The organism is Arthrobacter sp. 05T442, from assembly GCF_056395945.1.
On the sequence record NZ_JBFTKM010000015.1, the window covers coordinates 59016 to 71211 of the forward strand.

At 67.2% G+C, this 12196-nt stretch carries 12 protein-coding genes; 4 read left to right on the forward strand and 8 right to left on the reverse strand.

What is annotated here, in order from left to right:
- The first annotated feature begins 3 nt into the window (after positions 1–3).
- Positions 4–657 (forward strand): HD domain-containing protein, encoded by a 654-nt coding sequence (locus AC1DES_RS14345; RefSeq protein ID WP_476896380.1) that lies wholly within the window; start codon positions 4–6, stop codon positions 655–657.
- Positions 658–659: 2 nt separating this feature from the next.
- The gene (locus AC1DES_RS14350) at positions 660–1664 is read left to right on the forward strand and encodes an NADP-dependent oxidoreductase (RefSeq protein ID WP_476896381.1); all 1005 of its coding nucleotides are present in this window, start codon (positions 660–662) and stop codon (positions 1662–1664) included.
- Here the strand turns inward: AC1DES_RS14350 and AC1DES_RS14355 are convergent.
- The 7 genes from AC1DES_RS14355 to AC1DES_RS14385 all read right to left on the reverse strand — a co-directional run bounded on the left by AC1DES_RS14355 (position 1651) and on the right by AC1DES_RS14385 (position 9591).
- Positions 1651–2277, reverse strand: coding sequence for a transmembrane-type terpene cyclase (locus AC1DES_RS14355; protein ID WP_476896382.1), 627 nt, complete (start codon positions 2275–2277; stop codon positions 1651–1653). The genes AC1DES_RS14350 and AC1DES_RS14355 overlap by 14 nt on opposite strands.
- A 32-nt stretch (positions 2278–2309) precedes the next feature.
- Positions 2310–3626 (reverse strand): ATP-binding protein, encoded by a 1317-nt coding sequence (locus AC1DES_RS14360; RefSeq protein ID WP_476896383.1) that lies wholly within the window; start codon positions 3624–3626, stop codon positions 2310–2312.
- A gap of 150 nt (positions 3627–3776) precedes the next feature.
- Complete coding sequence (locus AC1DES_RS14365) at positions 3777–5348, reverse strand: amino acid permease (RefSeq protein WP_476896384.1); 1572 nt, start codon at positions 5346–5348, stop codon at positions 3777–3779.
- 13 nt (positions 5349–5361) lie between these two features.
- The gene (locus AC1DES_RS14370) at positions 5362–6777 is read right to left on the reverse strand and encodes an aspartate ammonia-lyase (RefSeq protein WP_476896385.1); all 1416 of its coding nucleotides are present in this window, start codon (positions 6775–6777) and stop codon (positions 5362–5364) included.
- A gap of 8 nt (positions 6778–6785) precedes the next feature.
- Complete coding sequence (locus AC1DES_RS14375; protein ID WP_476896386.1) at positions 6786–7829, reverse strand: asparaginase; 1044 nt, start codon at positions 7827–7829, stop codon at positions 6786–6788.
- 56 nt (positions 7830–7885) lie between these two features.
- Complete coding sequence (locus tag AC1DES_RS14380; protein WP_476896387.1) at positions 7886–8581, reverse strand: FadR/GntR family transcriptional regulator; 696 nt, start codon at positions 8579–8581, stop codon at positions 7886–7888.
- A gap of 53 nt (positions 8582–8634) precedes the next feature.
- Positions 8635–9591: an L-lactate dehydrogenase gene (locus AC1DES_RS14385; protein WP_476896388.1), complete on the reverse strand. Its 957-nt coding sequence runs from the start codon at positions 9589–9591 to the stop codon at positions 8635–8637.
- Positions 9592–9891: 300 nt separating this feature from the next.
- On the opposite strand from AC1DES_RS14385, the gene AC1DES_RS14390 reads away from it, so the two are divergent.
- Both AC1DES_RS14390 and AC1DES_RS14395 read left to right on the forward strand, forming a co-directional pair.
- Complete coding sequence (locus AC1DES_RS14390) at positions 9892–10161, forward strand: type II toxin-antitoxin system Y4mF family antitoxin (protein WP_476896389.1); 270 nt, start codon at positions 9892–9894, stop codon at positions 10159–10161.
- Positions 10158–11399 carry a type II toxin-antitoxin system HipA family toxin gene (locus AC1DES_RS14395; protein ID WP_476896390.1) on the forward strand — a complete coding sequence of 414 codons (1242 nt, stop codon included), beginning with the start codon at positions 10158–10160 and terminating at the stop codon, positions 11397–11399. The genes AC1DES_RS14390 and AC1DES_RS14395 overlap by 4 nt, the downstream gene beginning before the upstream one ends.
- A gap of 65 nt (positions 11400–11464) precedes the next feature.
- On the opposite strand, the gene AC1DES_RS14400 is transcribed toward AC1DES_RS14395, so the two are convergent.
- Positions 11465–12082 carry a uracil-DNA glycosylase family protein gene (locus AC1DES_RS14400; protein ID WP_476896391.1) on the reverse strand — a complete coding sequence of 206 codons (618 nt, stop codon included), beginning with the start codon at positions 12080–12082 and terminating at the stop codon, positions 11465–11467.
- Positions 12083–12196 lie beyond the last annotated feature (114 nt).

Consider the following 12196-nt stretch of genomic DNA (forward strand, 5'->3'; position numbering starts at 1 on the left):
ACCATGTCAGAACCAGCACGCCCCCAGCCCCGATTCACCGTGGAGACAGCCAAGGTCCTGGCCGAGGTGGCCCACAACCGCCAGAAGGACAAGCTCAAGCGGCCGTACCGCGAGCACGTGCTCGCCGTCGGGGATGCCCTGGCGGATTTCGACGACGACATCCGGATCGCCGGCTACCTGCACGACATCGCCGAAGACACCCCCATGACGCGGCAGGCGCTTCTGGACATGGGTGTTTCCGAGCGGGCCGCGGACATCATTGAGCGCGTCACGAAGCGCCTGCACGAGAACCCGGACGACTACCAGGCCGGCATCCGGTACATCGCCGGGGACCATGACGCTACCTTGGTCAAAATTGCCGACAACGCGCACAATTCCCTGCCGGAACGCGTCAAAGCGCTGGCAGAGAAGTGGCCGGACAAGCCGCCTGTCACGCGCTACGACGATGCCCGGCCCGTCTTGTACGCGGCCGTCCCCGTCGAAGAGACCCGGAAAATTCTCGCCCGCGTCAACCCGTGGCTGCTGGATGAGCTGGACGACATGCTCGACGAAGCCGACGACACCGACTACGAGAACCTGTCCTATGACTCACCGGAGGGCGGGTCCGAGGCGGGCGGGTCCGCGGTGGTCGCGGCTGTCGAGACCCAGGACGACTGACCGTGCGCGCCTTTGTGCTGACCCGCTACGGCGGCCCGGATGCCCTGGAACTCCGGGACGTGCCCGAGCCGCAGCCCGGGCCAGGCGAGGTCCGGATCCGGGTGGTAGCTGCAGGCCTGAACCCGGTGGACTACAAGATCCGCCAGGGCGCGCTCCGGGCCATCAACCCGTTCCGCCTGCCCGTGGTTGCCGGCAGTGAAGTCGCCGGCACGGTTGACGCCGTCGGCCCCGGGCCCAGCCGGTTCGCCATCGGCGACCGCGTCTATGCCCGGGTGGACAAGGCCAGGCTCGGCGCGTTCGCCGAGTTCGTGTGCGTGCAGCAGGAACTGGCGGCAGTGATGCCGGCGTCGCTGGGCTTCGCCGAAGCAGCAGGGCTGCCGCTGGCCGGGCTGACAGCCTTGCAGTCGCTGCGCGATGAGCTTGGCGTCCACAAGGGCACGCGGTTGTTCATTTCCGGCGGCGCCGGCGGCGTGGGCACGCTGGCGATCCAGCTCGCGAGGCATTTGGGGGCGGAGGTGGCCACGACGGCCTCGCCCCGCGGGGAGGCTCTCGTGCGGAGGCTGGGGGCGGATCACGTCGTCGACTACACCCGGGAAGATTTCACCCGGGTCCTGAAGGACTATGACGCCGTGCTGGATCTGGTTGGGGGCGCCACGCTCAAGGCTTGTTTCCGCATCATCAAACCGGGCGGTCGGGTGGTCTCGATCGCTGGTGTGCCGGAGCCGCTGACGGCGAAGAAGGATCTGGGTTCGCCGCCGTGGATCACAGCGGTTTTCTGGGCGATGAGCCTGGGCCTCCGACGCCGGGCCCGGAGGGCGCGCGCGGGCTACCGGTACCTGTTCATGCACCCCAGCGGCGATGATTTGCGCATCCTCGGGGGCCTGGTGGAGGACGGGCAGCTGGAACCGATCGTGGACAGCATCTTCCCGTTTGAAAGAATCGCCGAGGCCTTCGCAGCGCTCGAACAGGGCCGCGCCAAGGGCAAGATCGTCGTCACTCTCGCGTAGCCGCGCGGGACCTTCGCGCCCGCCACAGCAGCCCGACATAGCAAAGATCGAAGACGCTGCAAAGGACCCCGATGCCCAGGATGAGCGGCGAATTCCGGTAAACGCCGAAGACGATGATGGGAGCCAGGGTCCCGATCCACTTGGCCAGGCCGATCAGGAGGGACTGCCCACGCATTCCGCCGCGGGCTGCGAACATGGCGATGAACAGCCCGGACATCAGGAGGTTCTGGAGGAAGGCCGAATAGCGGGCCGCGTTATCCCAGCCGAACTCTCCAACGAACAGCAGCTGCACGGCGAAGGACGTGACTCCGAGCAGGAGCGCCCAGCCGATAAAGTGTGACCGCGTCACCCAGGCCGGCAGTTCGGATCTGCCGAACTTCAGGAATGTGTACACAATCACGACGTCGGCCAGGCCCCATGTGATGTTGAAGATGCCCTGGGCGGTAATTCCGGTGGCGACCGAGCGTGCGGCATAGATGGTTTCCCACCCGAAGTTCAGGCCGAGCGCGGCGGCAGGAATGGCGTAGCTCTTGTCCCTGAACCCGATCCGGATGGCGTCGACGTAGACCGCCGTCCAGGCAACGCCGCTCACGATCGTCAGGAACAGGACCACAGTTTCCTCCCCGCGTCAGCATCCAGGCAACGCTAGACGCGGCCGAGTGCGTCGATGTCCTCGAGGAACTCCTGATGGACTTCCTCGCTCACCGTCGTCCGGGTGTCCCGGATGGCATCCAGGTAATCATCGGTCCCGGGGCCCTTCCGGACGGCATCGCGGAGCGCGGCATCGCCCCCGGAGGCCGCTCCGCCGTCGTCGTAGACCGCCTTCTCCAGCGCCCGCTGGGAGGCGCGGCGGGCCGCGTACTCGATGTCCGCGGGGGAGAATCCCTCGGTGCGGTCCACCAGGAGCTCGACGTCGACGTCGTCCACCACGGCGGCCGGGATGAAGCGCTGCCACATGGCCTCGCGCGCCTGGCGGTCGGGCAGGCCGATGGGGATGACGTAGTCGAACCGTCCGTGCCGCAGGAAGGCCGAATCCAGGGCGCGGATGAAGTTGGTGGCACAGACCAGGAGACGGCCGGGCTGTTCGCGGAAGGCGGGGATGATCTTGAGGAGCTCGTTGGTGACGCCCTGCAGCGGCGACGGCGGTTCGCCCGAGCGTTGGGAGGCGATCTCCTCGACCTCGTCGATGAACACAACGGCGTGCTCCAGCTCGGCGATCTCCAGGAAGGTCTCGCGGAGCGCCCCCGCCAGGCCTTTCGGGTCGGAGGCCAGGCGGGACGGGAAAACCTCAACGAACGGCCACTCGAGGCGCGACGCGATCGCCTTCGCGAACGTCGTCTTGCCGGTCCCGGGAGGACCGAACAGGACGACGGCGCGCGGGGGCACCACGCCGTACTCGTCGGCAAGGTCGGCCTCGGCCAGGGGGAGCACGAGGCGCCGTTCGAGGAGCTCCTTCTCGTTGCGCATGCCCGCGACGTTTTCCCAGAGGTCGCGGGCAAGGATGCGGCCGCCGAGCTGGCTCAGGGGTTCAAGCTCCTGGCGCTGGACCGGGATTTTACGTTCGAAGTAGCGCAGGTTCTTCTTGAGCACGAACCCGCGGCTGAGGAAGGCCTCCACGCGGGTCTCGGATTCCGGCATGAGTGCGGAGAGCTTGTTGAGCCCGTGCGGGGCCATCCGGTTCTCGACGGCGGCCAGCAGTGCGGTGCCGATCCCCCGGCCGCGGTACTCGGGGAGGGTGGCGAGGAAGACAATCCAGCCCTGGTCGTGCGCGGCCCGTCCGACGGCTGCGCCCACCACCTGTTCCCCCTGCACAGCGACGACGGCGTGGTCCTTCTCGCAGGAGGCGAGGACCTCGGAGAGCGCGTAGACGGGCTCCACGTTGGTCGCCTTGAGAGATTCCCACAGGTGCAGGATGCCGTCCAGATCGGCCGAGTGGAAATCCCTGATCCGCCAGTTGGTCATGTGGTCTCTCCCGGGTGGTTCGTCGCTGAGCCAGTGTGAGCTTGTGTGCTGAGCATATGCGAACCGCCCGGTCGTGGGGGCGCGGGGACGTTGCGTTACGGCGGGGGCGCCGCCATAGCGCAACGGACGGAACCTCCCCGGTCAATACAGCTAGTCCTCGTCACCTGCGGCGGCCCGTACCGCGCGGTTGGCTACCAGCGGCGAGGGGCCGGTGTATCCCTCACGGACCGCGGCCAGCTCCAGGACGCGCTCACGGCAGAGGCGCCAGCCCAACATCAGCGCCGGGATAACCACCACCAGGGAGGCAACGGTCCAGGTGCCGACAGGGGAGTCGAAGGCCATCAGGACCACGACCGTCAGCAGGAACGCGAGCGTGATCCAACCGGTGACGGGTGCCCCGGGCATCCGGAACGCCGGACGCAGCAGTTCGCCGCGGGCGGCCAGCCGTGCCAGCTGCATCTGGCACATTACGATCATTGCCCAGGTGCTGATGATGCCAAGGGAGGCGACGTTTAGCACGATTTCGAACGCTTCGGCCGGGACCAGGGCATTAAGCACGACCCCCAGGACTGCCACAGCCGCAGTGAGCGCGATGCCGCCGTAGGGGACGCCGGCCTTGTTCATGTGTGCCGCGAACTTCGGGGCTGAGCCGGTGACGGACATGGACCGCATGATGCGGCCGGTGGAGTACAGGCCGGCATTGAGCGAGGACAGTGCCGCGGTCAGGACCACCAGGTTCATGATGGCATCCACCCCGTCAACCCCGATCGAGCCGAAGAACGTGACGAACGGGCTCTCGCCGGCCTTGTAGGAGGTGTACGGCAGGAGCAGGGAGAGCAGGACCAGGGAGCCGACGTAGAACACAGCGATCCGCACGATCACCGTGTTGATGGCCTTGGGCATGATCTTTTCCGGGTTTTCGGTTTCGCCGGCTGCGGTGCCGATCAATTCAATCGAGGCGTAGGCGAACACCACGCCCTGCATCACCACGACGGCAGGCAGGAGACCGTTGGGGAACATGCCGCCGTTGTCGGCGATCAGGCTGAAGCCCGCTTCCTGGCCAGCCACGGGGGTGCCGAAGATGACGAAGTAAACGCCGACCAGCAGGAAGGTCACCAGGGCCGCTACTTTGATGAGCGCGAACCAGAACTCCAGTTCACCGAAGACCCTGACGGAGACCAGGTTCAGCCCGAGGACCAGGATCAGGGCTGTCAGCGCCCACGTCCACTGCGGCACATCCGCGATGGGGGCCCAGTATTTCTTGAAGAAGTTCATGTAAAGCGCGACGGCCGTGATGTCCACGATCGCCGTCATGGCCCAGTTCAGCCAGTACAGCCAGCCGGTGACGAAGGCGGCCTTCTCACCAAAGAATTCGCGGGCGTAGGAGACGAACGAACCTGAGGACGGGCGGTGCATCACCAGTTCGCCCAGCGCGCGAAGGATCATGAAGGCGAAGAAACCGCAGATGGCGTAGCTGATGATCAGCGCGGGGCCGGCCGTGGCGAGGCGCCCGCCGGCGCCCATGAAGAGCCCGGTGCCGATTGCGCCTCCGATGGCGATCATCTGGACCTGCCGTGGCTTGAGGCCCTTGTGGTAGCCCTGGTCCTCCCGGTGGAGCGTTGCTTCCGAGGCATGCGCATGCGCCGGAATGGTGTGGTCGGTGATGGATGGTGTCTGTGCGGGTGCCTGTTTTTGGGCAGTGTCCTGCTGGGGCTGTGTCATGAGAGTCCTTTGTTTACTTGCTCAGGTTCGCGAGGCGCTGCGGGCTGAGAAGGTCCTCGAGCTGCTCAGCGGTGAGCAGTCCGTGTTCCAGCACAAGTTCGGCGACGCCCTTGCCGGTGGCGAGGGCTTCCTGGGCGATGGCGGTTGCGGTGGCGTAGCCAAGGTGGGGATTCAGGGCAGTGACCAGGCCGATTGACTGCTCCACGGTGAGGCGGAGCCGTTCGGTGTTGGCGGTGATGCCCCGGACGCAGCGTGCCGTGAGGGTGCGGCAGGCAGCTTCCAGGTGGGAGATGCTCTTGTGAAGGGTGTGGACGATAATGGGTTCGAAGGCGTTGAGCTGCAGCTGCCCGGCTTCGGCGGCCATGGTGATGGTGACATCGTTGCCGATGACCTCGTAGGCGACTTGGCTGACCACTTCCGGGATCACCGGGTTGATCTTGCCGGGCATGATGGAGGAACCCGACTGCACCGCGGGGAGGTTTATTTCGCCGAAGCCCGCACGCGGGCCGGAGGAGAGCAGCCGGAGGTCGTTGCAGATCTTGGAGAGCTTGACGGCCACGCGCTTGAGCACGCCGGAGAGGTGCACGAAGGCGCCCACGTCCTGGGTGGCCTCGATGAGGTCGGCGGCGGTGACCAGCGGCAGGCCCGTGATCTCGGCCAGGTGCCGGCACGCAGCCCCGGCGTATCCGGCGGGGGCGTTCAGGCCGGTGCCGATTGCCGTGGCGCCGAGGTTGATTTCATGGATGAGCAGGTCCGCCTCGGCAAGACGGAGCCGGTCCTCGCCGATGGTGACGGCGTAGGTGCCGAATTCCTGGCCCAGGGTCATGGGGACGGCGTCCTGAAGCTGGGTGCGGCCCATTTTCACCACGGTCCGGAACTCAAGGGCCTTGGCGGCGAAGGCCTCCTCCAGCTCGGCGAGGGCTGCCAGGAGTTCCCGAGCGGCGAAGATGGTGCCCAGCTTCACGGCGGTGGGGTAGACATCGTTGGTGGACTGGCTGAGATTCACGTGGTCATTCGGGTGAAGGCTGGCGTAATCACCCTTGGGCCGGCCCAGGATCTCCAGCGCACGGTTGGCGATGACTTCGTTCGCGTTCATGTTCGACGACGTTCCGGCGCCGCCCTGGATGACGTCCACCACGAACTGATCGCTGAGCTTGCCGTTCAGAACGTCCGCACACGCATCCTCGATGGCCTGCGCACGCTCGTTGTCCAGGAGCCCGAGGTCGCGGTTGGTGCGGGCGGCCGCCAGCTTCACGGCGGCCAGTCCGCGGACCAGGTACAGGTTCGAGGAGAGCGGCTGGCCGGTGATGGGGAAGTTCTCCACTGCCCGGAGGGTGTGGACGCCCCAGTACGCGGCGGCAGGAACATCCCTGTCGCCCAGGAGGTCGTGTTCGGTGCGGAAGTCTGCGTGTTCGCCGATCGGGGTCATGGCTGTCCTTACAGGGCGTCGGGGGCGTTGGAGGTCTCGGCGGCAGCGAGGAAATCGGTGGGCCGCAGCAGCCCGACGGGCCGGCCGCCGCCCAGCACAGGGGCCGCCGCGAGGCCCGCCAGGGGCGGGGTGCCGACGTCGAGCGCGGCCAGCAACCGCACGGTGACGGGCATGCGGGCGCGGTCCCCGCCGTCGGAGATCTTCACGGCGACGGCGCGGCCATCGGGGAGTCCCACGAGCTGGACGCCCTCGAAGCCGTCCTTGGCCAGCAATCCCGGGACCAGACGCATCAGCTCAGTGACATCCCGGTTCTCGCCCGCAACCATCTGCGGGTGCCGGCGCATGGCGCGTGCGACGGCCGCTTCTGCACCGCTTCCGGATTCAGCCGCCGCGGCCAGGTTGCCGAACGCATGGGCCATGCCGCGCAGCGTGAGGGCGAAGAGTGGGGTGCCGCAGCCGTCAGTGGAGGTGCGTTCCGGTTCCTCGCCCGTCAGCTCCACGACGGTTCGCGCCACCAGCTGCTGCAGCGGATGCGCCGGATCCAGGTAACCACGCACCGGCCAGCCGTTGACGACGCAGGTGGCAGCCATCGCGGCGTGTTTCCCCGAGCAGTTCTGGGCCAGCTGGCTGGCCCGCCCGCCGCCGCCAAGCCATTCCTCGCGCTCACGGGCGCCGTAGGGGAGGTCGGTGCTGTTCTCCAGATCCTCCGGGGTCAGCCCATGCAGGTCCAGGATGCGCCGCGCACCCTCACGGTGGCCGGCGCCGCCGGAATGGCTGGCGGCCGCGAGGGCGAGGAGCTCCTCCGGAAGGTCCAGACCGGCGCGGACCATGGCGACGGCCTGCAGGGGCTTCAGGGCGGAGCGCGGGTAGAACGGGGCGAGGGGCTCGCCGGCGGCCAGGAGGATCCGGCCGTCCGCTGCCGTGGCGATTGCCGAGCCGTAGTGGACACTCTCCACCAGGCCGTCGCGGGTCTGGACCGCGAGCGGTACATGGGCCGGGAACCGATCCGGGGCCAGCGGGGCCGGGATGTGCGCGGGGGCAGGAAAAATCATTGCGTCCTTTGGCGGTGGTGTTGGCTGCTGCTGACAGGGGCATAGGGCGCCTGCCGTCAAGGGCTAAGAATCGAGTCGAGGGCCACACCAACGGCGTGGAGGTGCTGGCTCATGGCGATGCCCGCCGTCGCCGCGTCGCCGGCTTCGATGGCGGCCAGGATGCGCCGGTGCTCCTCGTCCGAGGCGTGCTGGCGGTCTGCCACCATGTTCAGGGTCTCGGACTGGTGGGCCAGGGCCTCGCGGATGTCCGCGACGACGTTTTCAAACACTTTGTTGCGGCTGGCCCGCGCGATCAATGCATGGAAACTGGAGTCCAGGCCCACCCACACTTCGGGGTCGTCCTCGGCAGTCATCGCGGCGACGATGTCCCGCATGGTCTCCAGTTCCTCGGGCGAACGGCGCTCCGCGGCCAGCCCCGCGGCAGGAACCTCGATGTGGGGACGTGCCTCGGTGAGGTCGCGTGCGGAGTACTGGCCAAGGACCAGGTCCTTGGCCACGTGGTTGGCGACGACAAACGTGCCCCGCCCGGTCCTCGTGACGGTCAGGCCCAGCGCGGTGCACGAACGCAAGGCCTCGCGGACCACGGAGCGGCTCACGCCATACTGCTGTGCGAGCGTGGCCTCGGAGCTCAGCTTGGCGCCGACGCCGAGCTTGCCGGATTCGATGTCGGACCGAAGGACATTGAATACTGCCTCGGCCGCGCTGAGGCGGACGAGAGGCTGTCCGGCTGTCCGGCTGTCTGACAGGTTCATGCCTTAAAACATGGCACGGGTCACACTTGAGTGTCAACTGTGACGGCGCCTGTTCAGATCCCCAGCGTTGCCAGGCTCTGCTGCAGCGTTTCCGCCGAGCGGTGCAGGGAGGCCAGCTCGCCTTCGTCCATCGGGGTGTCCAGTACTTTGCTGACGCCGCCGTTCCCCACGATGCTCGGCAGGGACAGCGCCACACCGGAGATTCCATATTGGCCGTCCAGCACGGTGGAAACCGGGAGTACCGCGTTTTCCGCTCGCAGCAGGGCCTCGACGATACGCGCCCCGGAGAGCCCGATGGCGTAGTTGGTCGCGCCCTTGCCGGCAATCACCTTGTAAGCTGCCTGCGTCACTTCCCTGGCGGTCTCGGCCAGGTAGCCGGGCGTAAAGATCCGTTCGCCCTCCGCCTGCCAGCTGCGGATGGGGACCGGGCCGATGGTGGCGCCGGACCAGACGGGGAACTCGGTGTCGCCGTGCTCGCCCACCATGCTGGCGTGGACGCTAGCGAGCGAAACGCCGGCACGCCGTGCCAGCAGCCAGCGGAGCCGGGAAGTGTCCAGCACGGTGCCCGAAGAGAAAATGCGTTGCGGCGGCAGCCCGGAAATCTTCTGCGCGGCGACCGTCAGGACATCGCAGGGGTTAGTGACCAGCACATAAACGGCGTCGGGGGCATGCATCAGCAGTTGCGGCATGAGCGCTTCGAGGATGCGGACGTTCGTGCCGGCAAGATCCAGGCGCGTCTGGCCGGGCGCCTGTTTTGCCCCGGCCGTGATGACGACGACGTCGGCGCCTTCCGTCGCAGAGATGTCCCCGCCGCCTGTGACAGTTGCGGCCGCGGCCGCAAACTGAGTCCCGTGGGCGAGATCCAGCACTTCGGCCTCCGCCTTGATCGCGTTGACGTCGAACAGGGCGACGTGCCCGGCCGATCCGCGGATAAGTGCCGCGTAGGCGAGGGAGGTTCCGACGCTGCCGGCGCCGATGATCGCCAATTTCGAGCCCCGGTTCTCCGACATGGTCTTCCTCTTCCCCGGACCCCGCTGGCAGGGCCCCGCTCACTGTGTTGCCCCGGATCCTTCGGCACGGGCTGTAGCACCCTGCCTGGTCAGCGGCCCGCGAGGGGATGATGACGTCGGATCCGGTGTCCCCTCAAGCTTCGTTGCGGGTCGCCGGTATGTGGAGGGCCGTTGGACCCTATGCCGGCATGACAAACCCGGCACGAACGTACCGAATCTGCCTTTTTCACCGCCCGTCCGCGGGGCTAGACTGGATAGTGGCGTAAAACGGCACGATCGTTCCTATCCCAAGGGGTCCCCATGTCGGAGTCTTTCGCGGATCAACTGGCCGCCGGCGTGCGCGCGCGCCGCGGGGCACTTCGGCTGAGCCAACGGGACGTGGCCGAGCTCGCCGGGGTCTCTGAACGCTTTGTGCGGTTCGTTGAGCAGGGCAAGCGCAGCGTGCAGCTGGACTCGTTGATTGCGCTCCTGGGGACGCTCGGGCTCGAACTCCAGCTGGGGACCCGGACGAGCCCGGCCGCCCGGGCACTCGCCGGCGCACCCGAACACAGCCAGGAACCCCGGCCATGAGGCACCGGATCGCGGACATCTACAAGGCCGGCGTGCTGGCGGCGCGACTGGAGCGGCACGGCGGCGGCACGAGGTTCACCTACCTGCCGGACTATCTGGCGTCCGGCGGACCCGCCGTCGCGAGCTCCCTGCCGCTGTCCGCGGAGCCGGTGCTGTGCGCCGCAGGCGCCGCCCCGCCGTATTTCACCGGTCTGTTGCCCGAAGGCCGACGACTGAACGCGCTCCGCCGGTCGGTCAAGACCAGCGTGGATGACGAACTGTCGCTGCTCATCGCCGCCGGGGCGAACCCGGTGGGCGACGTGCAGATCGTCGGGCACGGGGAAAAACTGGACCCGGTCGAGCACGCCGTCGAGCTCGATGCGCAGACGCCGGTGGACTTTGACGCGCTGCTGGGAGACTCGGGGTTGATCGACCCGGTGGCGCTCGCGGGCGTCCAGGACAAGCTGTCCGCCGGTATGATTTCGATGCCGGTGGCGAGTGCGGGCCGGCGGTACATCCTCAAGCTCAACGCGCCAGAGTTCCCGCATGTGGTGGAGAACGAGTTCGTAATGTTCCGCTACGCGGCCCGGCTGCGGATTCCCTTGAGCCGTGTGCACCTTATTCGCGACGTCGCGGGCCGGCCGGGGCTGCTCGTGGAGCGCTTTGATCGTATTCCCCTTGCGGAATACGATCCGGGAGGGGCGCCAAACGCGGTACGGCGGCTCGCCGTCGAGGACGGGGCCCAAGTGCTGGGGCTGTACCCCGCTGATAAATACAACGTCGGCTACGGGCGGGTGTGCCAGGCGCTGGCGGCTTATTGTGCGGCGCGGCTGCCGGCGCTTCGGAACCTGGCCATCCAGGCGGCGTTCGCGTGGCTCAGCGGAAACGGCGACCTGCACGCCAAGAATGTGTCCATGGTGCAACAGTCGTCGGGGGAGTGGTCTATCGCCCCGGTATACGACATCCCCTCCACAGTGGTGTACGGGGACAGAACGCTCGCCCTCATGCTGGATGGCAAGCGCACCGGGATCTCACGGAGGCATTTCCTGGGGTGGGCCGCCGGGCTGGGATTGACCGAGCGGGCCGCGGTCCAGGTCCTGGAGCTCGGGCTGAAGGCGTCCGGACCGCTGCTGGCGGACCTGGAGGCGGGTACGGCATTCGGTGCCACGAACGAGGACGGCGCCTCACCGTTCCCGGCGATGGTGACCAGGAACTGGGTCAAGGAACTCAAGCACCGGCGGAGGCTGCTGGAGGGGTGAGATCGCGCCGTCGGCAGGTGCCGGCGTCGGGTGTTCCGCAGGAGGGTTTTATCACCGGCCGAGGGTCAGAGGTGCTGGATGCCCGCCCGCTGCATGGCGTCCTTGTAGACGTCCACGTTCTTGGCGAGGAGTTCGTCCTGCTTCGCTGCCGAGACGGCGAAAGCGCGGCCCCCAAGGGCAGTGGCCTTGTAGATTTTGACGCCGTGGTTCTTCAGCGAGGAGTGGTAGGTCTTCTCGAAGAGCGTCAGGAAAGCATTAGCGTCGGCGCCGTGGGCGATCACAGCGGAAACGCGCTTGTTGATCTTCAGGAACTGGCGGAAGGGCCGGAGGCCGTCCGTCTTCTCCTGGACGTTGAGGGCGGAGGGAAGCTCGGGATCGCGGACCCACGGGTAGGCATTCCACGGCATCACGTAACGGGGATCGAGCTCCGCGGCTTCGTAGATGGACGTGGCACGGCGGGCGGCTTCGTCGTCATTGAAATGGGAGACGAAGCCCGACTCGGTGCCCTTGCCCGGGCTGACATGGAGGCTGACAATCCGGCACTCGTCCTCGTCATGGACCGGATCGATGTAGGGGACCACGGACCCCGGCTTCTTCTCCATGAGTTCGTCGCAAAGCTGCGTCACAGCGGCGATGTTCGGTTCCTGCAGCAGGGCCTTTTTTTCGTCCCAGTCAATCGTCACGATTTCTCCCTCGGCACACGGCGTCCAGAATCAGGCGTCTTGTTCCACTCTACGCGTTTGGCGGAGGTGCCGCTTTCTTGGAGGTCGGTTTGTGGCCAGAGGCCCTCGACCCCT

Excerpts from the sequence above, each read along its gene's own strand:
- AC1DES_RS14380 (WP_476896387.1), bottom strand. The coding sequence starts at position 8,581 with ATGAACCTGTCAGACAGCCGGACAGCCGGACAGCCTCTCGTCCGCCTC.
- AC1DES_RS14385 (WP_476896388.1), bottom strand. The coding sequence starts at position 9,591 with ATGTCGGAGAACCGGGGCTCGAAATTGGCGATCATCGGCGCCGGCAGC.
- AC1DES_RS14395 (WP_476896390.1), top strand. The coding sequence starts at position 10,158 with ATGAGGCACCGGATCGCGGACATCTACAAGGCCGGCGTGCTGGCGGCG.
- AC1DES_RS14370 (WP_476896385.1), bottom strand. The coding sequence starts at position 6,777 with ATGACCCCGATCGGCGAACACGCAGACTTCCGCACCGAACACGACCTC.
- AC1DES_RS14375 (WP_476896386.1), bottom strand. The coding sequence starts at position 7,829 with ATGATTTTTCCTGCCCCCGCGCACATCCCGGCCCCGCTGGCCCCGGAT.
- AC1DES_RS14365 (WP_476896384.1), bottom strand. The coding sequence starts at position 5,348 with ATGACACAGCCCCAGCAGGACACTGCCCAAAAACAGGCACCCGCACAG.
- AC1DES_RS14390 (WP_476896389.1), top strand. The coding sequence starts at position 9,892 with ATGTCGGAGTCTTTCGCGGATCAACTGGCCGCCGGCGTGCGCGCGCGC.
- AC1DES_RS14345 (WP_476896380.1), top strand. The coding sequence starts at position 4 with ATGTCAGAACCAGCACGCCCCCAGCCCCGATTCACCGTGGAGACAGCC.
- AC1DES_RS14360 (WP_476896383.1), bottom strand. The coding sequence starts at position 3,626 with ATGACCAACTGGCGGATCAGGGATTTCCACTCGGCCGATCTGGACGGC.